Raw genomic sequence first — 23,838 nt, forward strand, 5'->3', positions numbered from 1 at the left:
GCCTGGCTGGCGACTGAAGTTGGGCCACCAGGACGAGGCAGATCTACCGACGGATTACTGGCGCGGGACACTAGCCTCGCGCTTTCACGAGGTGGGGTGTCCGAGGCTTGATCAAATAAACGGAGAGTGCTCCTGACCTGCAACGATGGGACTTGTCTAGGGTCCTGTTGGCTGCACGGAAAGAAGCACTCTCCAGGTGAAGAAGCGTATCGGGTCGTACCCGCGTGTCCGCATCGAGGGCGGCGGCCGGACGGTGGTCTCGCAGGCCGGGGGTGTGCTGCTGGTCGAGACCGTCCGCAAGGCCGGCTTGGACACCGCGATATCAGCAGCGCTGACGCCGTGGCGGAAGGCTCGGGCGGTGCACGATCCGGGCAAGATCCTGCTGGACGTGGCCCTGGCGGTCGCACTGGGCGGGGACTGCCTGGCGGATGTCGCCATGCTGCGGGCCGAGCCGGCCGTGTTCGGGCCGGTGGCCTCCGACCCCACGGTCTCCCGCCTCATCGACACCCTCGCAGCCTCCGGGGAGAAGGCCCTGCGGGCCATCCGTGCCGCGCGGGCTGAAGTGCGCCGACATGTCTGGCGCTTGGCCGACCGCAAAGCGCCTGATGCGGGCGGGGCGGTGACCGTGGACCTCGACGGGGTGCTGGTGATCGCGCACTCGGACAAGGAGGACGCCGCACCCACGTGGAAGCGAACCTACGGCCACCACCCGCTGATGGGGTTCGTCGACCACGGGCCGGGCGGCACGGGTGAACCGGTCGCGGCTCTGCTCCGACCAGGCAACGCGGGATCGAACACGGCCACCGACCACATCACCGCCGCCCAACTGGCTCTGTCCCAGCTGCCGAAGAAGTACCGGTGCGGGCGCCGGACGTTGATACGGACCGACTCCGCGGGCGGCACCCACGACTTCGTGGCCTGGCTCGCTCAGCGGGGACGGTGGCTGTCCTACTCGGTCGGCATGGTAATCACCGGGGCGATCCACCAGCATGTGCTGAAGGTTCCGGCGTCGGCCTGGACGGCGGCCGTCGAGGCCGACGGCGAGATCCGTGACGGCGCCTGGGTCGCCGAACTCACCGGCGATGTCCTGGACGGCTGGCCGAAGGGCATGCGGCTGATCGTCAGGAAGGAACGGCCGCACCCCGGGGCTCAGTTGCGGCTCACGGATGCGGACGGCATGCGGCTGACCTGCTTTGCCACCAACACCTCGGGCCGGCCGATCGCCGAACTCGAGCGCCGTCACCGCCTGCGGGCCCGGGCCGAGGACCGCATCCGAACCGCCCGGGCCACCGGCCTGCGCAACCTGCCCCTGCACCGCACAGCCCAGAACCGGATCTGGCTGGAGATCGTGCAGATCGCTCTCGACCTGCTGGCCTGGATGCCCATGCTCGCCCTCACCGGCAAGGCCCGCCTCTGGGAACCCCGCCGACTACGTCACCGCGGCCGGACAGCTCGTGACCACCAGCCGCCGACGGATCCTCCGCCTGGCCCGGCACTGGCCCTGGGCCGGTCACATCACCGCAGCCCTCGACAGCACCTCAACACCCGAAGCAGTGGAATCCGGCGCCATCCCGAGGCGACACTCGGGCCCTCGGCCTGCACAGCCTCAGCCCACAGCACGAAAACGGTCCACCGACTCCGTCGGCGGACCGTCAAGAAAGATCGAGGCTAGTACTACAGGGCTAGATCTTGATCATCTGGAGTCGTAGCCGCCTTCGGAAATGGTGCCGTCGCGCCTCCGCCTGATGCGCGCGTCGCCAGATCGACCAGTGAAGTCCCTGGTCGATGGCGATGCGGGTCAAGCCGATCAGGTTGAACAGCCGCCGGACCTCGGCGACGGTCAGGGCCGCGAGCCGTCGCGTTCGCGGCCCGCGGTCACCGCCCAGGTCCGAAGAGCCCCCTTTTGCGGGGTTCGGGCCATCGCGGCCAGGAACGCCAATGCCAGCATGGCCATGGTGATATGGCGATGCCAGGCGTCGTATTTGCGTACCTGGTAGTTGTCCAGCCCGGCCTGCTGCTTGGCCGCCTCGAAACACTCCTCGACCGGCCAGCGCAATCCGATGACCGCCACCAGTTCCGGCAGTGACTCCCCGCGCGGGTTGTAGCATGCGACGAACCACGAGAACGGCACCCCGGCCGCCACGGCACGGTCGATCATGGCCTGGACCTGCTGCGGACGGGTTTGGAATACCACCTCGTCCGGGATCCCGGCCTCCCGGCGGCGTTCGAAGTCAACGGCCCAGGAATCCTTGGGCAGATAGAGCTCCCGGTCGATCAGTACACGGTCGCCACGACGGTTGACGTAGGCCAGGAACGTCCCGATCTGACAATTGTCGATACGTCCGAGGGTGCCGGAATACTGCCGCTGGACCCCGGCGGATTTGACGCCCTTCTTCTCGAACCCGGTGGGGTCGGCGATCAGCACGCCCCGGGGATCCGCGAAGCATTCCATGGCGTAGTCGCGGACCAAGTCCCGCATCAGAGCCGCGCTCCACGAGGTGAGGTTCAAGAACCGCTGGAGCGCCTTGGGCTCCTTCTCGCCGGCGAACTCAGCCATGGTGTGAGGTCGGGCCGGGGCGCCCTGCCGACGTTGCCGTCGGTGGGTTTCCCCGGCCCGCCTCCCGAACCGGACGTGCCCGCTCTCCAGGCATCCGGCTCTCCACAAGCCCTTTCAGACGGCCGCTGCCGTCGTGGTCCCGTTGGGCCAAGGCGAGGGGATCTTGTTGCCGCGGTAGAGGTAGCGGTGGGGCCGCACCTTCGCGCACTTGAACAAGGTCACCTCGTCGTCGGCGGGCCACCATCGGCCCGCGCTATAGCGGCGGCTCAGACTCTTCCAATTGGACCGGCGGTGTTTGCCACCCCCGTGCCCGATGCGGCTGCCGTTGTCGAGACCGTAGCCAGGTCTCGGCATTCCGGGTATTTCGGCCCGGAAGGTCCGTCACATCACCAAAGCAGGAGAGCTTCGGCTTGAGTACGGTCTCTCGTTTCCGTCTGCCGCTGGTGCGGCAGGGTTGCGCCACCTGCCCGCCCCGCTTCCGCCGTGCGGCGGAAGCGGGTGGCGCGGGTCTTCTGGTCGGCTCCACGAGGCTTCGACACCGCCGGGGCGGTGTCCTGGTCTCCGGCCACTCCGGTACCAGTCACTGCGGCTGCCGCGAGGGCGGCGAGGTTGAGTGCGGCGTTGTCGTCCCGGTCGATGACCAGATGGCAGGCGTCGCATTCGTAGGTACGGATGTGCAGCGGCAGCTTGGCTTTCACCGCGCCGCACCCGGAACAGGTCTTGGAGGAGGGGTACCAGCGGTCGGCCACGATGATGCGGGTGGCGTGGCGCTGGCTGGTCTTGTAGTCGAGCTGGCGGCGGATCTCGCCGAATCCGGCGTCGGCGATCCGGCGGGCCAGGCGCCGGTTGCGGAGCATGCCGGCGACGTTGAGGTCTTCGACCACGACGGTGCCGTACTCGGCGGCCACGGCGGTGGTGAGCTTGTGCAGGGCGTCTTCGCGGAGGTTCGCCACGCGGTGGTGGACCTTGTTGCGGGCGGCGTTGGCCTTCTCCCACCGCTTCGACGGCTGCTGTCCGGTGCGCCGGTCGGGGCCCTGGCGTCGGGACACGGTGCGGGAGGCGCGGCGCAGTCGCTTGCGCGCGGCGTCGTAGTGCCCGGTATTCGCGACGGTGCGGATCTCGCCGGTGCTGTCGGCCATGACCGCGAGGGTCTTCACCCCGAGGTCGATACCGACCGCGACATCCGGCCGCGCCACGCCTTCGGGGTCCCGCTTCACCTCGGCCTGGAAGGACACGAACCAGCGTCCGCGTTCGTGCCGCACCGTCGCGGACAGAATCCGCGCCGTCCCGGCCTGGACGCGGTCCAGGAGTTTCACGGTCGGCTCATGGACACGGATCGTGCCCAGGCGGGGCAGCGTCACATGCCGGCCACCCGCTTCGACGCGGATCGTGCCGGTGGTGAACCGGCAGGACAGGCGCGCCTTCCGCTTCGACTTGAAGCGGGGCATACCGACTCGCTTGCCCTTGCGCTGTCCGCGCTTGGACTTCGCGTAGTTGTCGAACGCGGCGGCGGCGTTCGCGAGGCCGGTGGAGTACGCCTCCTTGGAGTTCTCCTCCCACCAGGCCGCGAACCTCCAGTCGGTGTGCTTGGCCTCGTTGAAAGCCTTCCGCAGCGACGGCAGCGACCACGGACGCCACTGGGTCAGCTGCTCCTCGGCGATCCCGTAGGACTCCTCCGCGCGGCGCTGCCACCACGACGCCCCGACCCAGCCGACCGCCCAGTTGTACGCGGTACGGGCGGCGCCGCAGTGCGAGCGCAGCGCGTGCTCCTGGGCGGCGTTCGGGTCCAGCGCGAACCGGAACGCCTGCACCACGAACCCCGGCTGCGGCTGGAACTTCTTCACTCGGCGTCCTCGGCGGTCGCCACGGCCACCGCGCGGGCGGCGCGGTTCTTCGCCGCCCGCCGCCCGTACAGGCGGGCGCACGTCGACGTGAGCACCTCGGTGAGGTCCCGTACCAGGTCGTCAGCGGTCTCGGTGGGGTCGAGGACGACCAGGCGCCGCCCGGACGCCGACAGGACGGCCTCCAGGTGCTCGACACCGAACCGGGCCAGCCGGTCACGATGCTCGACCACGATCACCGCCGCCTGCGGGTCGGACAGCAGACGGTGCAGCTTGCGGCGCCGCCCGTTCAGTCCCGACCCGACCTCGGTGACGACCTCCGCGACCGGCAGACCGAGCCCGTTCGCGCCATCCACCACCCGTGACGCCTGCCGGTCCAGATCGGCTTTCTGGTCGGCTGACGAGACACGGCAGTACGCCACCACCCGTCCCGAGGCCGCAGAGACGGCCGGAGCGGGCTCGGCGACCAGCCACGTACCGGACGGCGCCTGACGGACCGGAACGGGCATCTTCCCGTCCTTCACCCATCGCCAGGCGGTCTGGTAGCTCACACCCTGCTGTCGCGCCCACTCCGAAAGCTTCACAAAACCAAGATATGCGAGATGTCCGACTAGAGATGACTATGAATGATTAGGAAATTCGTAGCAGCTTTCACCCTCGTTGGAGCGCCGCGGGGTAGACATGCTGGCCAGGCCGAAGATCGGCCGAGCGGTCTTCGGTGATCAGCGGCGGGGCAACCGGAACCGCCGGAAGGATCACACCTCGCATGTGAACTCTCGGTGCGTGAGGTCGAACCTTGAGAGGAACTACACCCGAAGGCGCTCGGCTCCGAGAATGCCGCTGGTGCGTCAGGATCCTGCGAACGTGTCGGCGCCGAGCACGGTCAGCAGGGCAAGCTTGTCGTAGCTCTCCGTGCCAGGTGTGGCGGTGAAGATGAGCAGGGACTGCCCTTGGTCGGGGTCGAGCAGTGTCTGGCAGTACAGGTCGATGCGTCCGACCTCGGGGTGGACGAAGCGTTTGGCGTTGCTCCACCGCAGTCCCACTTCGTGGCGGTTCCACAGCTCGGCGAATTCCTCGTTGTGTTGCAGGTCGGCCACGAGCGAGGCGGCCGGCGAGCCGGGCCCCTGCGCGGTGGCACTGGCGCGCAGGATGGCGACGTAGACGCGGCTGTGCAGGTGGTGGTCGTCGGGCAGGTACCGATGGCGGGCGGTGGGGTCGGTGAACCACCGGTAGAGGGTGCTGCGCGCCGGGCCGGTGTGACGCGTCTCGTCGCCGAGCAGCGCCACGGCGGGCGGCGTCTGTTGCAGCGTTTCACCGACCGTGCCCACGATCTGCGCGGGTGTGTCCTGAAGCCGGTCCATGACGCGCAGCAGGCCGGGACTGATGTGCGCTTCGCGTAGTCGCCGTGTCTGGAGGCGGTACCCGCACAGCAGGAACAGGTGGTCACGTTCGTCGGGGGTCAGGCGCAGTCCCCGGGCGATGGCCGCCGCCATCTGCTGCGACGGCTGGGAACCACTACCGCGTTCCAGCCGGGCCAGATAGTCGGCCGACATGTCGCACAGCTCGGCGACCTCCTCCCGGCGCAGCCCGGTCGTGCGCCGTCGTGCGCCGCGGCGCAACCCGACGTCCTCAGGTTGCAGGGACTCCCGGCGTCCGCGCAGGAAATCGGCCAGACCCTCGCCGTCCAATGCCGTGTCCACCATCGGGCTCCCCGCTTCGCATGTCGTATACCTCCGCCTCATTGTCCGGCAGGTCGACACGGGTAGCCACGCCCTGCGATTCAGTGGTTGGGCAGGTCCTTCATCCGCCGGCACGGGCCCCGTTCACTGGACGGCGTCAGGAATCAGGCAAAAGAGCCTCTGAAGGATTTCACTATGGCCAAATGGACCGCGGACCGGCTGCCGAGCATGGCCGGCGTGACGGTGGTGATCACCGGTGCCGGCGGGGGGATCGGGCTGGTGACCGCTCGCGAACTCGCACGGGTCGGCGCCCACGTGGTGCTGGCCGTGCGCAACGTCGACAAGGCGCGCCAGGCAGTGACCGGTATGCATGGAGATTTCGATGTCCGGCGACTCGATGTCGCCGACCTGGACTCAGTACGTGCGTTTGCGACGTCGTATACCGGCGACATCGATGTTCTGATCAACAACGCCGGGGTGATGGACATCCCGGCGGCGCGGACCGCGCAGGGCCTGGACGTACAGACCGCGACGAACTATTTCGGGCCGTTCGTGCTCACCAACCTGCTGCTGCCCCGGCTGACCGACCGCGTGGTGACGGTCTCCAGCCAACTGCACCGATTCGGCAGGCTGGACCTCGACGACCTCAATTGGCGCGCCCGCAAGTACAACGGGCTGGCCGTCTACGAGTCGTCCAAGCTCGCCGTTGTGCTGTTCTCGCTGGAATTGCAGCGCCGTTTGACCGCCTCGGGAAGCCGTGTCCGCTCGGTCATCGCTCACCCTGGCGTCGCGCGGACCGGACTGGCCACGCACTCGCCGCTGGGATTCGTCAACCGGCTCCCGTTCCTGGTCCAGGACGTCGAACGCGGAGCGCTGCCACTCATGTACGCAGCCACGCAGGACGTCCCCGGCAACGCCTACGTCGGTCCGGACGGGCTGTTCAGTTTCACGGGCTACCCACTGATCCGCAAGCCCAGCCGGGCCGGCCTGGACCCGGCCGTCGCCAAGAGGCTCTGGCAGGCAACCGCCACTCTCACCGGAACTGGCCTCTGAAAAAACCAGGCACGTTTCCCCGGTGCGACTCCGGGTGTAGTTCCTCTCAAGGTTCGGCATCACCGGCACCGAGCCGCGAGTTCACATGCGAGGTGTGATCCTCCTCCAAAGGAGCTACGCCCAAGTGAGTTTGCTGCTGACTGCCGAACTCGGACAGGCGCTCTCGGGCGCCCGTCCGGGAGGTGTCAGAGTTGGCGGAAGCAGACCGTGAGTGGCAGGGGTGTGCACCCGAGCGCCTCGTAGAGGGCTCGGGCCGGTGCGTGGAACTGGTCTCCTACGGTGCCGATCTCGACGACCTCGGCACCGAGAGCCCGCATCTGTTCGCATGCGTGCTCACACAGCGTGGCGCCCACATGGTGCCGTCGATGCCGGTTCGAGAGGGCGAGGATCGTGATCTCACCCTTTTTGCGGGCCGGAGCGACGCTCCACGCCACGTGACCTGCGATGGTGCCTTCTGCTTCGGCGACGGCGACGTAGGTGCGATGCGCGGGCGCGTGGAGCTCGGCGACCTGTTTGCGGTAGTCGTCGCGCCAGTTGCTGTGCTGAACAGCGAAGACGGCGCCACGTCTGCGCAGGTAGGCGCGGTTCATGCGGGAGGCGTACGCCTTGTCAGCGCGCACACGATCGGGGCGGACGCGTGGCCGGCCCACCCCGATACGGGGCACGCGAACTTTCTCCAGCACGGCCTCAAACTGCGGTGAGTCACCGCACTGCCCGGCCGTCATTGATGAGCACGGCACACGGTGGAGTCGACGCCTGGCTCCCACCTGATCGCACCCTTCGCATCGGCCAGGGACTGAGGCTGGGTAGTCCGAAGCTCGGTCCGAGAGCCGACCGCGCAGGGAGGGTTCACCCCGCGCCGGAGCGAGCGGGCCGGCGCTCAGTGGAAGACCGAGGGCGGCGGCGCCGGTGACGCCACCGCCGAGGCGTCCACCACGGCCACCGCGCCACCGGTGAAGTCGGTGAGCGCGCGGCCGTGTTCGACGCGGCCGGGGTGCGGATCGGAGGCGGCCCGTCGGGTCAGTTCGGCGGTCGGCAGGGGCAGGTCGGAGGCGACGAGCACCGCGTTGCCGAACCGTCTGCCCCGCAGCACGGTCGGGTCGGCGACCAGAGCGAGGTCCGGGAACCGCGCGGCCGCGGTGGCTATCTGACCGCGCAGGTGGGTGAGCGGCGGGCCGTCGGCGATGTTGGCGGCGTAGACCCCGCCGGGCTTCAGGGCCCTGCGGACCGCGTCGAGGAACTCGGTCGAGGTGAGGTGGGCCGGGGTACGGGCGCCGCTGAACACGTCGGCCAGGACGAGATCGGCCCATCCGTCGGGAACCTTGGCGAGTCCCTCCCGGGCGTCGGCGGATCTGACCCTGATCCTGGCCCCCGGATCCAACGGCAGCTCGCGGCGGACCAGTTCGACGAGGGCCGCGTCGCGTTCGACGACCTGCTGGGTGGAGCGGGGGCGCGTCGCGGCGACGTACCGGGCGAGGGTGAACGCGCCGCCGCCCAGGTGCACGACCTTCAGGGGCCTGCCGGGCGGGGCGACGAGGTCGATGACATGGCCCAGGCGCCGCTGGTACTCGAAGGAGAGGTGGGCGGGGTCGTCGAGGTCGACGTGCGACTGGGGGGCTCCGTCGATGAGCAGCGTCCAGGCCCTCGGCCGGTCCCGGTCGGGCACGAGCCGGGCGAGTCCGCCGTCGACGGACTGGGCGACGGCTGCGTCGGCGTCCCGCCCGCGCCGATTGTTCCTGGACTTTGCCATGACAGCATTTTCGCAGGCCGAGCGCGCTCCCCGCGCACCCGGTCGACAAGGGCGTCCGGCACGCGCACGCGTGTGCGGCGCGCAGGGGTGCGCCGCACACGGATACGCGGCACGCACGGACGTGCGGCCGGTCGCCCGCGCGGGCCCGCGGGCAACCCGGGCACATCGCGGCGGGGGCCGTCACCAGCAGCGGTCCGCCGCCTCGATCAGCCGGGCCGCCTCGCCCAGCGCCCGCCGCAGGACCGCCGGATCGGTGGCGAGGTCCGACTCGCCGGGCGGCACCAGCCAGTCCGAGCCCCGGGGCGGCGGCTCGGGGGCGAGTCTCAGCCCGCGGCCGTCGGTTCCGGTGCAGGTGCTGCCCGGTACGTCCCAGGCCTCCGCCGTGCCGGCCGGCACCACGAAGCCGAGGGTGTCATCGCCGTCGTCGTGCAGGACGGGCCCCATCCCGTCCCCGGCCGACGACGCCCTTCGCAGGATGTCGACCGCCTCCAACCCCTGACGGGTGGGCACCGTCACCAGGTCGCACGCCGCCACCGACGGCGTACGAAGATCGTTGCTCTGGCTGGTCTCCATCCCGGCCTCCACCGCGCAGCCTGCCTGTAGTCCGCAAGGATCAACGCCGGACGGCGTCAAGGGCTACGGCGGAAGTCCGCCGCAAAGGATGGCAGTTCATGGCAGATCGCGGTGGAGATATCCGGTTTGTAGCCAAACACCGCGTGACGGACCGATCACAGCGGGTACGTTCTTGCCCGCCGGGAACAGGGGTGCCAGGACAAGTCACCCCTGCTCCGGCATGGTTCGACGGTTCGCACGAGAGGACCCGGCCATGGCGTCGTCAACGGTGACCCCATCTCGGCCCGACCGGCCACCACGGCCCAACCGCGCCTTCCGGCAGTTGCGCGGGCAGCGCTCACCGGCCGAGTTCGCCGCACTCGTACGGCGGGCCGCCCGCGAGATCGGCGAACGGGTCAGCTGCGACGCGCGCTACATCGGGCGGGTCGAGGCCGGGGAGATCCGCTGCCCCAACTACGCGTACGAGCGGGTGTTCCTGCACATGTTCCCCGGCCGCACGCTCACCGACCTGGGTTTCGCACCTCGCTCGGCCGTTCGCGGCCGGGGGGCGCGCACCGCCGAGGAAGCGCCCTGCGCGCACGTCCTGCGGCCGGCGCACACCACGAGTGACGAGCGGGACACGGGTGAGACGGGTGAGGCGCACGAGCCGTATGACACGCAGAACCCGTACGACACGCACCACGACCACGAGGAGAGCGACGTGCTGCGTCGCGCATTCATGACCGGCGGAGGCGCCACGATGGCCGTCGCCACCCTGGGCCCCTTCGGGTTCGCGCACGACGCGTCCACCGCGGCGCGTCCCGTGCGCCGCGCGGGGACGAGCGAGGCGGGCGCGCTCGAGGAGGCGGTCCGCAGGATCCGGCTGCTGGACGACCGGCACGGGGCCGACGGCCTCTACCGGCGCGCGGCCGCTCCGCTGCGCGCCGCCTACGCGCTGCTGGACGCCGGGACCACCCGGCAGACGACGGCCGACCGGCTCCACTCGGGCGCCGGGGAGCTCGCCGTCTCCGTGGGCTGGCTCGCGCACGACTCGGGCCGCTTCGACGACGCACGCTCGCACTACGCCGAAGCCCTGGCCACCGCCCGGATGGCCGGCGACCGGGCGCTGGAGGCGCACGCCTTCTGCAACACCGCGTTCCTCGCGCGGGACGCCGGCCGCCCCCGCGAGGCCGTGCGCGCCGCCCAGGCCGCCCAGCGCGTCGCCCGCCCGCTCGGCTCGCCCCGCCTGATGTCCCTGCTCGCGCTGCGCGAGGCGGGCGGCTGGGCCGGGCTGGCCGACCGGGCCGGCTGCGAACAGGCCCTGGTGCGCGCCCAGGCCCTCTACGACCGGGGCCCGTGCGACCACGACCCCGAGTGGATGAGCTTCTACGGCGAGGCCGAGCTGGAGGGGCTCACGGCGCAGTGCTGGTCCGCGCTGGGCGAATGGCCGCGCGCGGCCCGGCACGCCGGACGGGCCGCGGAGCTGCAGGACCCGCACTTCACCCGCAACATCGCCCTGTACACGGCCGAGTTCGCGGACGACCTCGCGCGCGGGGGCCGCCCCGACGAGGCCGCGGTCGCCGGGATGCGGGTCCTGGACCTGCTGGGCCAGGTCCAGTCGTCCCGGATCCAGACGATGCTGGCGGGAACGGCCAGGGTGCTGCTGCCGCACCGGCGCGCCGGCGGCGTCTCGACGTTCCTGGATCGGCACGCCTCGACCCCGCGCATGCCCTGAGCGGCACCGGCGGTGGCACTCCGCGGTGACGGACGGCAGAGCACCGGCACGAACGGCCGATCACCGACGGCGGGTCGGGAACGGCGCGGCCAGGGGCGGCGGGTCGGGAGTGACGGAGCGCGGGGGCGGCCCGGCGGCAGCGGCCGAACCAGTCCGAACCGGTCCTGTCCGAACCGGTCCTGTCCGGCCCGAGTCCGCTCGCCCGCTCGCCCGCTCGCTAGGCGAGGTGGCCGAGATCGTTCCAGCTCTCGATCGCCGGTTCGCCGTACGCCCAGCCCAGCACCGACAGCGACGTCGGGTGAAGCCGGATCCGGGCCGCGAAGTCCAGCGGCAGGCCCAGCCAGCGAGCCCCGATGGAGCGGAGGATGTGGCCGTGGGCGAAGACCAGGACGTCCCGGTCGGCCGAGCGTGCCCAGGCGACGACCTCGTCCGCGCGGGCCGTCACCTCGACGAGGGTCTCCCCCTCGGGGACGCCGTCGCGCCAGATCAGCCAGCCGGGCCGGACGGCCTGGATCTCGGCGGGAGTCATGCCCTCATAGGCGCCGTAGTGCCACTCCAGGAGCGTGTCCCAGGTCTCGGCCCGTTCACCGAAACCGGCGAGCTCGCACGTCTCCCGCGCGCGGACCAGCGGGCTGGTGCGTGTCTCCACGCCCTCGAGGCCGTCGTAGGGGGCCCGGTGAAGCCGCTCGCCCAGGAGTTTCGCGCCTCTGCGGCCCTCCTCCAGGAGGGGCACGTCGGTCCTGCCGGTGTGCTTGCCGGACAGCGACCACTCCGTCTGTCCATGCCGGGCCAGCAGGATGCGCGGTGCCATGGGGGACCTTTCCGGGAGAACCCTGGCCGGGCCAGGGGAGGAATCAGGGGCGGATCCCCTCCATCATCGCTCACCCTGAGCAGGGGCAACCCGACGGGCGATCCCCGCGTCTTTGAGAGCCGGGGCGCTCGTCGCCGGCTCACGCGTACGCCGTAAAGTGACCTGTCCCGCGCCACCGGCGCCGCAGCGACGACACAGACGAACACACAAGAAGGGGGAGGCGATCGGATGCCGCAGACCGAGACACCAGGCACCGAGGCGGCCCCGCGGACACGGCTGCGCTGGTGGACCGAGCTGCCCCTGATCCTGCTGGTGTACGTCTGCTACTCGGCGGGCCGGCTGCTCGCGCGGGGCGACGTGACCACCGCGGTCGACCACGGCCTGGCGATCCTGCGCGTCGAGAAGTTCCTGCACATAAACGCCGAGCACCCGCTCAACAGGCTGTTCAGGACCGAGGCGTGGATAGGCGTGCCGGCCGACTTCTGGTATGCGTCGCTGCACTACCTGGTCACGCCGGTGATCCTGGTCTGGCTGTTCCGCTCCCGGGCGCTGCACTACCGGGCGGCCCGCACCTGGCTGATGACGTCCACCTTCATGGGCCTCATCGGCTTCACGCTGATGCCCACCTGCCCGCCCCGGCTGCTCGCGGCGAGCCACGGCTTCGTGGACACCATGGCCCAGTACAGCTCGTACGGCTGGTGGGGCGGCGAGGCGAGCGCGCCGCGCGGCATGGGCGGCATGACCAACCAGTACGCCGCCATGCCGAGCCTGCACGTGGGGTGGGCCCTGTGGTGCGGCGTGATGCTGTGGCGGCACGGCGGCACGCGCACGGCGAAGACGGCCGGCGTCGTCTACCCGCTGGTGACGACGCTCGTGGTGATGGGCACCGCCAACCACTACTTCCTCGACGCGGTCGCGGGCGCGGCCGTGATGGGCGTCGGGCTGCTGCTGACGCCGCTGGTGATGCGCGGCGCGGACCGCGCCCGGGTGTGGTTCACGGCCCGGGTCCCGCTGGTCCCGGCGGCCTCGACGGGCACATCGTCCCCGATTGTCAGTGGCGGATGCCAGACTTCCACGGGTGAGCGAATTCCACGGCAGCGCGAGTCACGGCCCCGGCCCGGCGCAGACCCCGACGTCTCTCCCTCGGACGCGGGGGAAGGCGCTGCGGCAGCGGCTCGCTGAGCTGCGCGGTCCCGACGTACCGGCCATGGCGCTGGACGCCCGGGCCCTCGCGGCGCTCGCCGCGAACCCGGGCTGCAAACGGCGTGCGATCCTCGACGGCGCCGGGGTCGACAAGGCGGCGCTGGCCGGCGCGCTGGGCTCGCCCTCGGCCTTCGGCCAGTCGCAGTTCGCCCTGACCCGCGGCAACGCCTTCGAGGCGAAGGTGAAGGCGGACGGCGGCGCGGAGCTGCTGCGGCTGGTGCACGAACGGCTGGACCCGGCGGCGCCGCCGCCCGTCGACGCGTCGGCGCCCGAGCTGGCGGCCATCGGCCCCGAGGGCCGCACCGCGCGCACCGCGCTGGCCCTGCGCGAGGCCACCGCCGCGACCGGCGGCTGGACCCTCCTGGACCACCCGATGCTCGCGCTCGACGTCGCGGGCTCCGCCGCCTTCCTCGAGCCGGACGCCGTGGTGGTGCACCCGGACGGCAGCTGGACGGTCGTGGAGATCAAGTCCTTCCCGATGCTGGACGGCTCGGCGGACCCGGCCAAGGTCGGTGCCGCCGCCCGGCAGGCCGCCGTCTACGTGCTGGCCCTGGAGGAGGTCGCCGCCCGCCTCGACCCGCCCCCGCGCGTACGCCACCGCGTGCTGCTCGTCTGCCCCAAGGACTTCTCCAACCTGCCCACCGCCTCCGCCGTGGACGTGCGCAAGCAGCGCGCGGTCACCAGCCGCCAGCTGTCCCGGCTCACCCGCGTCCAGGACATCGCCGACGCCCTCCCCGACGGCGTCTGCTTCTCCCCCGAGCTGCCCGTCGAACAGCTCACGGCCGCCGTGGAGTCGGTCGCGGCGACGTACGCGCCCGACTGCCTGGCCGCGTGCGAGCTGGCGTTCCACTGCCGGGACCGCTCCCGCGCGGCCGGCGCGGTCACCTCCCTGGGTCGGTCCGTGCGGGCCGAACTGGGCGCTCTGACGACCGTCGACGACGTCCTGGCGGCGGCCCGCGGCGAGGCCGGGGACCCGCGGGACCCGGCGGTGGCCGCCCTGCGCAGAGCCGCCTGGCTGCGGGCCGAGGCCCTGGACGCGGCCGCCCCGCGCGCCGAGTCGCCGGACGCGCCGTGGACCGGGCGGACGCCGGCCGCCGGGGCGGTGCCCGCGTGTCGCTGATCGCCACCCTCGCCCGGCTGGAGGCCGTCGCCACCGGCCGCGCCCGGCCCACCGCCACCGTCCGCCACCGGCGGCTGTCCGAGCGGCCGCTGGTCTTCGTGCCCCTGACCACCGCGGGTGAGGCCGGCGCCCCGCTGGGCGCACTGGTCGGCACCGACCGGGACGCGCCGCACCTGCTCGTCGTACCGCAGCCGCGCGACCGTGACCTGCGGTTCGCGTTCCTCGCCGAACTGGCCGACATCGTGCTGCCCTACATCGACTCCTACGCCGACGCCGTGGAGGCGGCGGAGCGCAACGAGACCGACCCGGAGACCGGCCGACGCGTCAAGGTCGAGGTCGAGCTGTGCGCCGACGCGCCCCAGCTGATCGTCCCCAGCCGCGCGGGCGTCGACTACGTGCGTCTCCTGGGCCGCTCCATGCGCTTTCGGCGCACGGTGGAGCAGGATCCGCAGACGCCGTATCCCGCGCCCCCGCGCGTGCCGCTGCTCGGGCGGTGGCTGACCCACTTCGGGGAGCGGTCCCGGGTGCCCGGCTCCTCCCTGTTGCAGGCCGTGACGGAGCTGCTGGGCCGGCACTGGGCCACGGGCCAGTCCAGCCTGGAGGACCAGCACCTCGGCGCGCTGCTCGCCTGGATCGACCCTCCGCAGGGCGAGACGGGCGCGCAGGCGGCTCTGCGGGCGGAGCTCGCGCGGGACGCGGACGGCCAGCTGCTGTGCCCGCCCGCCGGTCCGGCGACCGACCCGGCGTTCGACAACAAGCTGCTCGCGCCGGCCATCGAGCGCTACGACCGCGCCCGCACCGCCCTGGCCGCCGCCGAGGACGGACTGCAGGCCGACGACCGGCTGGGCGCGCTCACCGCCGCCGAGCGGGAGATCCGCGCGCTGGTGAGCAGCCGGACGCTGCCCACCTGGGACGCGGTGTGGCACGGCCTCGATCTGCTGCGGTCGCTGCCGGAGGGCGCGCACGTCGAGGAGCGCTGGACGCGCGACCGGTGGTCGTTCACCGGCCACCGCGACCGGGTCGTCGCCGGCGAGCCCCCGCAGCCCCGCCGGGACGACGCGGTCACCGCCGCGAACAAGCTCGCCACGCGCGAGCGCGAACAGGCCCGTCTGGAGGCCCAGGAGGCGCTCGACGACCCGCTGGTGATGGCGGCGCGGCGGCTGGCCGGAGAGGCGTTCGCGGGCGAGGTCGTCGACGTCGTCATGGCGTACAGCGAGGGAAAGAGGCCGAGCCCGCGCCCACTGGTCACCGTCCGCACGGAGGACGTGCCGCATCTCGCGGAGCGCGCGAAGGTGTACCGGTCGCTCGGCGGGAAGCCGCAGGCGGCGGAGTTCGTGCGCTGGGACGACGACGGTCACCACGCGGACGGCCCGGACGGCGTGGGCGGCGCGGACCGTGGGGGCCTGCTGGTGCTGCGGATCGTCGACAAGATGGGCCGCGGCAAGGAGCCGGAGGCGGGGTCCGTGCCGGAGAAGGGCGACCGGCTCTGCTTCACGGTCTTCGAGCACGAGCAGCGCGGCGGCGCGAAGCTGCCGGACCCGGAGGAGACGCCGTGGACGCACGGCGGGCCGCCCGGCGAGCAGCCGCCCGAGGCCCCCGACTCCGTCACCCAGGAGGACCTTCTGTGAGCACCGAGGCCGCCTTCGACCCCGGCAGCGCCGCGACCCGTGCCACCGACGCGATCCTGCGCGACACACTGCACGGCACCGCGCGCGGGGTGGTCGTCGACTCGCCGCCGGGTGCGGGCAAGTCCACGCTCGTCGTCCGCGCCGCGCTCGAACTCGCCGACGCGGGGCGCTCGTTGATGGTGGTCGCCCAGACCAACGCCCAGGTGGACGACCTGGTCGAGCGGTTGGCCCGCAAGAACCCCGAGCTGCCGGTGGGCCGGCTCCACAGCAGCGACGCCGACGCGTACGACAAGGCGCTGGACCGGCTGCCGAACGTACGGAAGTCGGCGAAGGCGGCGGAGCTGGCCGGGCTGCCGGTGGTGATCTCCACCGCCGCCAAGTGGGCGCATGTGAAGGTGGACGAGCCCTGGCGGCACGCGATCGTGGACGAGGCGTACCAGATGCGGTCGGACGGGCTGCTCGCCGTGGCCGGACTGTTCGAGCGGGCGCTGTTCGTGGGCGACCCGGGACAGTTGGACCCGTTCTCGATCGTGGGCGGCGAGCAGTGGGCGGGCCTGTCCTACGACCCGTCGGCCTCGGCCGTGTCGACCCTGCTCGCCCACAACCCGCAGCTGCCGCAGCACCGCCTGCCGGTGTCCTGGCGGCTCCCGGCGTCGGCCGCGCCCCTGGTCTCCGACGCGTTCTACCCGTACACCCCGTTCCGCAGCGGGACGGACCACGGCGACCGGCTGCTCTCCTTCGCCGTCCCCTCGGACGGCTCGGGCGTCGACCGGGTGATCGACGAGGCGGCGCAGTCGGGGTGGGGCCTGCTGGAGCTTCCGGCCCGCCACACCCCGCGCACCGACCCGGAGGCGGTGCGGGCGGTCGCCACGGTCGTGCGGCGCCTTCTGGACCGGGGCGGCGCGGCTGTCTCGGAGGGCTCCCCCGACCCGGTCCCGCTGACGGCCGGCCGGGTCGCGGTCGGCACGGCGCACCGCGACCAGGCGGCCGCGGTGCGGGCGGCGCTGACCGAGCTGGGTGTGACGGACGTGACCGTGGACACGGCGAACCGGCTGCAGGGCATGGAGTTCGACGTCACGGTGATCCTGCATCCGCTCTCCGGCCGCCCCGACGCCACCGCCTTCCACCTGGAGACCGGCCGGCTGTGCGTCCTGGCCTCCCGCCACCGGCACGCGTGCGTGATGGTGTGCCGGGCGGGGGTGGGCGATCTGCTGGACGACTACCCGTCGACGGAACCCGTCCAGCTCGGGACGCTGGTGAAATTCCCGGACGGCTGGGAGGCGAACCATGCCGTCCTGGCCCACCTCGCGGAACACCGTGTCCCGTGGAGACCGTGAGCTGCGAGCTGCCCGGGGGCCGGGAACATCGGGAGGCGTTCGGGGCTTGAGAGTTCGGGGCCGAATGGCTCTCGCGTCACCGGGGGACAATGGAAGGTGGTCCACTCCACCGGTGCTGTCCGCCGGTGGCGTCATCCGAACCGTACGAGGAGGCCGAGACATGGCGGAGCCCACGCCGCGTCGGAACGAACCGCGGCTACGCCCCGCGCCCCTGCTCTTCGAGCCCGCCGAGGCGACCGGTGATCCGGAGCACTTCTTCGACCTGGAGTCGATAGAGGATCCGGGGGCGCTGCTGGCGCGGGCGACGGAGCTGACGCTCGCGTTCCGTGCGGCGGCCGACCGGGCGGTCGAGTTCCAGGCCATGGCGGCCGCGCAACTCGCCGATCCGCGCCGCTTCGACCGGCTGACCGCTGCGGACATCGCCGAGCGGGCCGAGTGGACCGAGGACTACGCGAAGAAGATGGTCGAGTTCGGCCGCGATCTGCTGCGGGGCGACTCCGAGGGCCGGGGCCACGCCGACCCGGTGTGAACCGCCGAGCCACGGACCCACAAGGAACCACCGGACCACCGGACCACACGATCGCCGGACCACCGGACCACCGGACCACACGATCGCCGGACCACCGGGTCGCCGGACGACCCGATCGCCGGACCGTCGGACGACCGGATCGCCGGGACCGTCGGACGACGTCCGCGTGCGCCGCTCCAGACGCATCCGGTGAGCCGTGAGCCGCCTGGCCGGCCGGGCGTCCGATCTGCCGGGCCTCTGGACGTCGTGGCATCCGGGCGTCCGGCCTCCGACCGCCGGGTCACAGCCGGGCGTCCGGCCTCCGAACCGTCGGCGCCGGGCTGCCGGGCCGCCGGGCCGCAGCCGCCCGCTGGCATATGCCGGGCGGGCAAGATACCCCTTTCCCGCACCCTGCGTCCCGATTTCCGGCAACCCTGTGAAATCGCCCGTTCACTCCAGGTAGACCTTGCGGCATGAGCAGCGCATACGACGAACCCCTCGGCGTCACCCCGGACGGCGCCGCCTGGCTGGCGTCCGCCGGAACGTATCCGCGCAGCACGCTCGCCCTCTGGGAGGAGCGGCCGCAGGCTCCGGTGATCCTGCCGTGCGGCTCGGTGTTCGACATCGTCAGCGCGCCCGCGATGTTCGGGCGGCTGCTGCTCGACCGGCTGTGGGGCGAGGGGCCGGGCTCCGGTCCGGTGGCCGCGTTCCGCGGACGCACGCTGCTGTTCGCCGCGCCGGGCACAGCCCAGCGGCTGCCCTCGCTGCTGGAGTGGGAGGAGTGGGGTGCCGGCGGCCGCCGCGAGGGCCGCACCGCGACCGTGCCGCCGCTGCTGTGCCACGGCACCGGCGACGCGGTGACCGTGCCCGCGCTCACCCCCTCCGACGCCGGCTGCGCCACGCGCTGGCTGGTGGCCCCGGACACCCGTCACCCGTGGCTGCCGGGCCCCGAGATTCTGCTATGGGCGGCGGTCCGGGCAGCCCGCTCGGCCGTGCGCATATCGATTTCTCCTCCCCCCGACCAGGGTGCTAAGGTCTACGACGTCAGCAGGCGCCGCTAGCTCAGTTGGTTAGAGCAGCTGACTCTTAATCAGCGGGTCCGGGGTTCGAGTCCCTGGCGGCGCACAGACGGCAGAGGCCCCTCGCGGAAGCGGGGGGCCTCTCGCATGCCCGGCACGGGCGTCCCGGCGAGCGTCCGGCGCCCGGGTCGGCTCAGAGGTTCACGCCCGGAGTGATCTTGACCGTCCACTCTCCGGAGGCCGTGCGCCCCTCCACGTCCACGCGGACGCCGTTCCCTGGGACGCTGAAGCTCTCACCGGGACCCACCGGGGCGTCCGCGAGGGGCGGGTAGACGGAGTTCTCCCAGCAGGCCTCGGTGTGCGGGTGGGCGTCGAGCACCTCCACGGGACCGCGACCGGAGCGGGCGCCGCTGCTGACACGGTAGACGAGGACGCCGGTGCGGCAGGCCGCGCGGTCGTTGCCCACCGGGCCGCGCGCCTCGAAGGCGAGCGCGCTGTCGGGGCCGGTGCGCACCACCGCGAGCTTGACGCCGTCGCCGAGCCCGAAGGCCGGCGGGCCGGAGGCGCGGGCGACCGGCACTCCGGGGCCTGCGGCCAGCGGCTCCAGGGTCAGCCGGGTCGGGCCCGGGCCCCTCACGCACACCACCTGACGGTCGTCCAGCCAGCCCAGCTTCCACTTGTGCCAGGCGAACAGGTCCGGGGCGAGTCCGAACTGGCTGCCCATCAGGTCCCAGTCGCCCACGTAGGTGTCCCAGTCGCCCTTGCCGTCGGCGGGACGGTGGTAGAGGTCGGGCAGGTCGAAGACATGGCCGGTCTCGTGGGCGAGGACGAGCCGGTCCGGGGGGTGCTTCTCGAAGACGGTGACCACGCGGGGGATGTCCGAGCCGTCGGCGTGCAGCGGGGTCTCCAGGTTGACGACCTTCGTCGCGTCCGAGTCGACGCCGGGCGCGTCGGGGTCGGCCACGAAGTAGACGAGGTCGTAGCGGGAGAAGTCGACGTGCGGGTCGGCGGCGGCCAGCGCGTCGTGCAGATAGGCGGCCCGGCCGGCGGCGCTCCAGTCGCGCCGTATGGCGTACGCGGTGGACGGTTTCGGCATGCGGATCCACCGCTTGATCGGGTGTGCGCGCAGGGTGAACCTGCCGTAGGACGCCTGCCGGAAGAAGCGGCTGGTGGCCGGGAAGTGGTCGGCGGCCAGTTCGGCGGGGGAAGCCATGGGGGTCCAGTCCGGGAAGGACAGGAACACCATGACCGCGTCGAGGGCGCGCGTCGGGCGGGGATAGGCGGTGTTCCAGGTGTCCAGGCCCTCCGAGTGGTGGGCGTCGGTGCGGGTGAGGGCGCAAGGCGCGGTGGAGTAGGGCCCGGCGGCCGAGGGTCCGCCGGTCAGGGAGGTCGCGGCGAGCGCCGAGAGGGTGGTGAACACGGCCGCCGTACTGCGAAGTCGGGGGCAGGTGGACAGTCGCACGGGTCGCGGCAGACGCGGCACAGAGACCTCCGGGGGCGGTTCACGGGACACCGCCACCCAGCCTGTGTGAATTTGTCGTACTACGCCCTGTTTGCCTGCCCCAGAAGAGTGAGGCGGCGGGAATCGGGCATCACCCCGACACCCCCGGAGTTCTCACGGAACGTCACAAGCGGTCGTCCACTCTCAGAACAGGGCCAGGTGCGGGCAGAAACGATCTGTCAGAAGAGCGGGTTGTTCCGGGACACTGGGCAGTGGCTGCACGGATCCGGGGGCAGCCTCTATGATCGGCAGACTTTCCTGCACGGACAGCGATCGAGTGCACTGCGGGAGCGAGCGGTGAGCGGAACGTCCGAAGGGCCGACGCCCGCGGCAGACCTCGACCGGTCAGCCGTCACAGAGAGTGACATCGACGGTACGGGAAGCGGACCGCCGGCCCATCAGCCGCCGGTCTACCGTGCCGTCTTCAGCGCGGCGCCCCTCGCCATGGCCGTCGTCGACAGCGAGGGCCGCGTCGTCGACGCCAACGACGCGCTCGGCGCGCTGCTCGGCGGCGGCAGCGCGGGGCTGGTCGGGCGGGTCGCCTCCGATCTGCTGGACCTGGCCTCCGACGCCCGGACGTGGCACGCCTACCGGGAGGTGCTGAGCGGCCGGCGGGCCACGCTGCGCTGCACCCGGCGGCTGAAGCAGCCCGACGGCCGCTCGTTGTGGACGCAGGTCACGGTCTGCCCGCTCGACGCGGACGAGCCCGGCGTGCTGCTGTCCGTCGACGACGTCAGCGCCCACCGTGACCTGCAGGCGAGTCTGCGTCACCTGCAGATGCACGACCCGGTGACCCGGCTGCCCAACCGCACCCTCTTCTTCGAGCGGGTGTCGGCCGCGCTGGAGACGGAGGCGTACGAGCGGAGCGGGACCGGCCGGATCGGCCTGTGCTACCTGGACCTGGACGGCTTCAAGGCCGTCAACGACACCCTCGGTCACCGCGTCGGCGACCGGCTGCTGACCGCCGTCGCCCAGCGGCTGACGGACTGCGCCGCCGAGGCCGGGCAGACCCGGCCGAGCGTGCCGCTGGTGGCCCGGCTGGGCGGCGACGAGTTCGCCCTGCTGGTCGAGGCTTCCACCGGCACCGATCAGCTCGCCGACCTAGCCGAATGCGTGCTCAAGGCGCTGCAGGCGCCCTTCGACCTGGCCGGGCACCGGCTGAGCGTCTCCGCGTCGATCGGAGTCGTGGAACGGCACGCGGCCGGAACCACCGCGACCGGGCTGATGCAGGCCGCCGACACGACCCTGTACTGGGCGAAGGTGGACGGCAAGGACCGCTGGACGCTGTTCGACCCCGAGCGCAACGCCCATCTGATGACCCGGCAGGCCCTGGCCTCCACCCTGCGTCCCGCCATCGAACGCGGTGAGTTCCGGCTCGACTACCAGCCGCTGGTCGGCATGTCGGACGGCCGGCTGCGCGGGGTGGAGGCGCTGGTGCGCTGGGACCACCCCCGGTTCGGGCTGCTGTCGCCGAATCGGTTCGTCGCGCTGGCCGAGGAGGACGGCTCGATCGTCCCGCTCGGGCGATGGGTTCTGGCCACCGCCTGCCGGCAGGCCCGGCAGTGGCAGCTGGACAACCCCGGCGAGCCGCCGTTGTTCGTCAGCGTCAACGTGGCGGTCCGGCAGGTGTGGGACTCCGACCTGGTGGCGGACGTGGCGAAGATCCTCGCCGAGACCGGGCTGCCCCCGCGGCTGCTGCAGCTGGAGCTGACCGAGTCGGCGGTGATGGGCTCGGCGGGACGGCCGTTGCAGGCGTTGCAGGCGCTCAGCGAGATGGGCGTGGGCATCGCCATCGACGACTTCGGCACCGGCTACTCCAATCTCGCCTATCTGAGCCGGCTGCCGGTGTCGGTGCTGAAACTGGACGGGTCGTTCGTGCGCGGCTTCCAGTACGAGAGCGACAAGGAGGGGGCAGCCCCGCCGAACCCGGCCGACCAGGTCGTCGTCGAGGCGATGATCGACCTGGCCCACCGGCTGGGGCTGACGGTCACCGCCGAGTGCGTGGAGACGTCGGCGCAGGCGACCCGGCTGCGCAGCATCGGCTGCGACACCGGGCAGGGGTGGCTGTACTCCCGCCCGGTGTCCCCGGACCGCATCTCCGAGCTGCTGGGAACGGAACCCGGAGAGGGGCCCGCGGTGGAGCCCGAGCCCGGCGACGGGCCCGCGGTGGAGGGGCCGTTGGCGGAGGGGTCCGCGGTGGAGCCCGGCGACGGGTCCGGGACGCAGTCCTACGCCGTCGGCAACCCGTAGGCGTCGGCGACGAGTTCGTAGGAGCGCAGGCGCAGCTCGCCGCGGTGGGCGTGGCTGGTGAGCATCAGCTCGTCGGCGCCGGTGCGCTTGTGGAGGTCGTCCAGGCCGGTGCGGACCTCGTCGGCGGAGCCGTGGATGATGTTCGCGGTCCAGGAGTTCACGAACTCCCGCTCCATCGCACCGAGTTCATAGGCCTCCGCCTCCTCGGGGGAGGGGAACAGGCCGGGGCGGCCGGTGCGCAGCCTGACCATGTTGACGCCGGTGGCCAGGACCTGGCGGCGGGCCTCGCGCTCGTCGTCGGCGGCGAGCACGGAGACGCCGATCAGCGCGTAGGGCTCGGCGAGCACCTCGGACGGCCGGAAGGACTCCCGGTACAGGTCGAGGGCCGGGACGGTGTTCTGCGCGGAGAAGTGGTGCGCGAAGGCGAAGGGCAGGCCGAGCAGTCCGGCCAGACGGGCGCTGAAGCCGGAGGAGCCGAGCAGCCAGACGGGCGGCCGGTGCGGCGACTGGACGCCGCCCGGGGAGGTGCCCTGGACCGGGCCGGGGATGGCGTGGATCCGGCCGTAGCGGTGGCCGTCGGGGAAGTCGTCGTCCAGGAAGCGGATGAGCTCGGCGAGTTGCTCGGGGAAGTCGTCGGCGCCCTCGTTCAGGGTGGCGGACCGGCGCAGGGCGGCGGCCGTCGCGCCGTCGGTGCCCGGGGCGCGGCCGAGCCCCAGGTCTATGCGGTGCGGGGCCAGCGCCTCCAGGGTGCCGAACTGCTCCGCGATGACGAGGGGCGCGTGGTTGGGCAGCATGACGCCACCGGAGCCGAGCCGGATGCGCTCGGTGTGCGCGGCGAGGTGGGCGAGGATCACGGCGGGCGAGGAGGACGCGACCCCCGGCATCGAGTGGTGCTCGGCCACCCAGTAGCGGTGGAAGCCGCGCGACTCGGTGAACTTCGCGAGATCGACGCTGGTGCGCAGCGCGTCGGTGGCGGTACGGCCGGAGCCGACGGTGACCAGGTCCAGTACGGACAGGGGGACCGGGGCGCTCCCCCGCGCCGCGCCGCGGATCTCGTCGGCGGCCGCCACACCGGCCGTGGCCTCGCCGGCAGCGGCCGCACCGGCAGTGGCCTCGCCGGGCGTCGCCGCAGCTCTCCCGGTCGCCGTCGTCTCGGTCGTCGCGTCGTCCGCCGCCGTCTTGTCCGCCGCCACGGGGTCCTCCTGTCGTCGACCGTGTGTCCGTCCTCGTCGCCCAACAGGAGGCTGTCCCCGCTTATTCCCGGCCGCTCGCCCCGGGCCGCTCGTTCCTCCGG

Annotated in this window: 20 protein-coding genes, 1 tRNA gene and 1 pseudogene; 11 read left to right on the forward strand and 11 right to left on the reverse strand. The window is 72.3% G+C overall.

Annotated elements, in window-relative coordinates; translation table 11 throughout:
• Nucleotides 1-196 precede the first annotated feature (196 nt).
• Nucleotides 197-1,532, forward strand: a pseudogene (locus IE239_RS01035) (IS1380 family transposase); the annotation flags it as partial.
• 308 nt (nucleotides 1,533-1,840) lie between these two features.
• Here IE239_RS01035 and IE239_RS01040 read toward each other — a convergent pair.
• From IE239_RS01040 to IE239_RS01060, 5 genes are all read right to left on the reverse strand, one after another.
• Nucleotides 1,841-2,665 carry an IS701 family transposase gene (locus IE239_RS01040; protein ID WP_434095669.1) on the reverse strand — a complete coding sequence of 275 codons (825 nt, stop codon included), beginning with the start codon at nucleotides 2,663-2,665 and terminating at the stop codon, nucleotides 1,841-1,843.
• A gap of 6 nt (nucleotides 2,666-2,671) precedes the next feature.
• Complete coding sequence (locus IE239_RS01045; protein ID WP_190147271.1) at nucleotides 2,672-2,911, reverse strand: hypothetical protein; 240 nt, start codon at nucleotides 2,909-2,911, stop codon at nucleotides 2,672-2,674.
• Between the two features lie 32 nt (nucleotides 2,912-2,943).
• Entirely contained in the window at nucleotides 2,944-4,401 is a 1,458-nt protein-coding gene (gene tnpB / locus IE239_RS01050) for an IS607 family element RNA-guided endonuclease TnpB (protein ID WP_190147272.1), read from the reverse strand.
• Nucleotides 4,398-4,982, reverse strand: coding sequence for an IS607 family transposase (locus tag IE239_RS01055; protein WP_190147273.1), 585 nt, complete (start codon nucleotides 4,980-4,982; stop codon nucleotides 4,398-4,400). The genes tnpB and IE239_RS01055 overlap by 4 nt, the downstream gene beginning before the upstream one ends.
• A gap of 264 nt (nucleotides 4,983-5,246) precedes the next feature.
• On the reverse strand, nucleotides 5,247-6,101 hold the full coding sequence (locus IE239_RS01060; RefSeq protein ID WP_190147274.1) for a helix-turn-helix transcriptional regulator: 855 nt from the start codon (nucleotides 6,099-6,101) through the stop codon (nucleotides 5,247-5,249).
• Between the two features lie 204 nt (nucleotides 6,102-6,305).
• Here IE239_RS01060 and IE239_RS01065 point away from each other — a divergent pair, with 204 nt between their 5' ends.
• Nucleotides 6,306-7,130: an SDR family NAD(P)-dependent oxidoreductase gene (locus tag IE239_RS01065; RefSeq protein ID WP_229877686.1), complete on the forward strand. Its 825-nt coding sequence runs from the start codon at nucleotides 6,306-6,308 to the stop codon at nucleotides 7,128-7,130.
• Nucleotides 7,131-7,315: 185 nt separating this feature from the next.
• Here IE239_RS01065 and IE239_RS01070 read toward each other — a convergent pair whose 3' ends face one another.
• The 3 genes from IE239_RS01070 to IE239_RS01080 all read right to left on the reverse strand — a co-directional run bounded on the left by IE239_RS01070 (nucleotide 7,316) and on the right by IE239_RS01080 (nucleotide 9,453).
• The gene (locus IE239_RS01070) at nucleotides 7,316-7,720 is read right to left on the reverse strand and encodes a GNAT family N-acetyltransferase (protein ID WP_190147431.1); all 405 of its coding nucleotides are present in this window, start codon (nucleotides 7,718-7,720) and stop codon (nucleotides 7,316-7,318) included.
• A 290-nt stretch (nucleotides 7,721-8,010) separates the two neighbouring features.
• Complete coding sequence (locus tag IE239_RS01075) at nucleotides 8,011-8,880, reverse strand: spermidine synthase (RefSeq protein ID WP_190147275.1); 870 nt, start codon at nucleotides 8,878-8,880, stop codon at nucleotides 8,011-8,013.
• 180 nt (nucleotides 8,881-9,060) lie between these two features.
• Entirely contained in the window at nucleotides 9,061-9,453 is a 393-nt protein-coding gene (locus IE239_RS01080) for a hypothetical protein (RefSeq protein ID WP_190147276.1), read from the reverse strand.
• Between the two features lie 253 nt (nucleotides 9,454-9,706).
• On the opposite strand from IE239_RS01080, the gene IE239_RS01085 reads away from it, so the two are divergent.
• A complete protein-coding gene (locus IE239_RS01085; RefSeq protein ID WP_190147277.1) occupies nucleotides 9,707-11,167 on the forward strand; it encodes an NsdA family TPR-like regulatory protein in 1,461 nt (486 codons plus the stop codon).
• A 217-nt stretch (nucleotides 11,168-11,384) separates the two neighbouring features.
• Here the strand turns inward: IE239_RS01085 and IE239_RS01090 are convergent, their stop codons facing one another.
• On the reverse strand, nucleotides 11,385-11,978 hold the full coding sequence (locus IE239_RS01090; RefSeq protein ID WP_190147278.1) for a histidine phosphatase family protein: 594 nt from the start codon (nucleotides 11,976-11,978) through the stop codon (nucleotides 11,385-11,387).
• A 228-nt stretch (nucleotides 11,979-12,206) separates the two neighbouring features.
• Here IE239_RS01090 and IE239_RS01095 point away from each other — a divergent pair, with 228 nt between their 5' ends.
• From IE239_RS01095 to IE239_RS01125, 7 genes are all read left to right on the forward strand, one after another.
• A complete protein-coding gene (locus IE239_RS01095) occupies nucleotides 12,207-13,160 on the forward strand; it encodes a phosphatase PAP2 family protein (RefSeq protein WP_190147279.1) in 954 nt (317 codons plus the stop codon).
• A 25-nt stretch (nucleotides 13,161-13,185) separates the two neighbouring features.
• Nucleotides 13,186-14,301, forward strand: a complete 1,116-nt coding sequence (locus IE239_RS01100) for a hypothetical protein (RefSeq protein WP_229877653.1) — start codon at nucleotides 13,186-13,188, stop codon at nucleotides 14,299-14,301.
• Nucleotides 14,292-15,929 carry an amino acid adenylation domain-containing protein gene (locus tag IE239_RS01105; RefSeq protein ID WP_190147280.1) on the forward strand — a complete coding sequence of 546 codons (1,638 nt, stop codon included), beginning with the start codon at nucleotides 14,292-14,294 and terminating at the stop codon, nucleotides 15,927-15,929. The genes IE239_RS01100 and IE239_RS01105 overlap by 10 nt, the downstream gene beginning before the upstream one ends.
• Nucleotides 15,926-17,266 (forward strand): AAA domain-containing protein, encoded by a 1,341-nt coding sequence (locus IE239_RS01110; RefSeq protein ID WP_190147281.1) that lies wholly within the window; start codon nucleotides 15,926-15,928, stop codon nucleotides 17,264-17,266. Before IE239_RS01105 ends, IE239_RS01110 begins: the two co-directional genes overlap by 4 nt.
• 160 nt (nucleotides 17,267-17,426) lie before the next feature.
• Nucleotides 17,427-17,795, forward strand: coding sequence for a DUF8844 domain-containing protein (locus tag IE239_RS01115; protein WP_190147282.1), 369 nt, complete (start codon nucleotides 17,427-17,429; stop codon nucleotides 17,793-17,795).
• Nucleotides 17,796-18,247: 452 nt separating this feature from the next.
• A complete protein-coding gene (locus IE239_RS01120) occupies nucleotides 18,248-18,835 on the forward strand; it encodes a bifunctional DNA primase/polymerase (RefSeq protein WP_190147283.1) in 588 nt (195 codons plus the stop codon).
• Nucleotides 18,826-18,899: transfer RNA gene (locus IE239_RS01125), tRNA-Lys, on the forward strand. The genes IE239_RS01120 and IE239_RS01125 overlap by 10 nt, the downstream gene beginning before the upstream one ends.
• 87 nt (nucleotides 18,900-18,986) lie before the next feature.
• On the opposite strand, the gene IE239_RS01130 is transcribed toward IE239_RS01125, so the two are convergent.
• Nucleotides 18,987-20,255 carry a M6 family metalloprotease domain-containing protein gene (locus IE239_RS01130; protein ID WP_373308032.1) on the reverse strand — a complete coding sequence of 423 codons (1,269 nt, stop codon included), beginning with the start codon at nucleotides 20,253-20,255 and terminating at the stop codon, nucleotides 18,987-18,989.
• Between the two features lie 336 nt (nucleotides 20,256-20,591).
• Between IE239_RS01130 and IE239_RS01135 the strand changes: the two genes are divergently transcribed.
• Entirely contained in the window at nucleotides 20,592-22,544 is a 1,953-nt protein-coding gene (locus IE239_RS01135) for a putative bifunctional diguanylate cyclase/phosphodiesterase (RefSeq protein ID WP_229877655.1), read from the forward strand.
• On the opposite strand, the gene IE239_RS01140 is transcribed toward IE239_RS01135, so the two are convergent.
• Nucleotides 22,523-23,614, reverse strand: a complete 1,092-nt coding sequence (locus IE239_RS01140) for an LLM class flavin-dependent oxidoreductase (protein WP_190147434.1) — start codon at nucleotides 23,612-23,614, stop codon at nucleotides 22,523-22,525. The two genes, IE239_RS01135 and IE239_RS01140, sit on opposite strands and share 22 nt — an antisense overlap.
• Nucleotides 23,615-23,838 lie beyond the last annotated feature (224 nt).

It is taken from the genome of Streptomyces humidus (genome assembly GCF_014649655.1).
Classification (GTDB): Bacteria; Actinomycetota; Actinomycetes; order Streptomycetales; family Streptomycetaceae; genus Streptomyces; species Streptomyces humidus.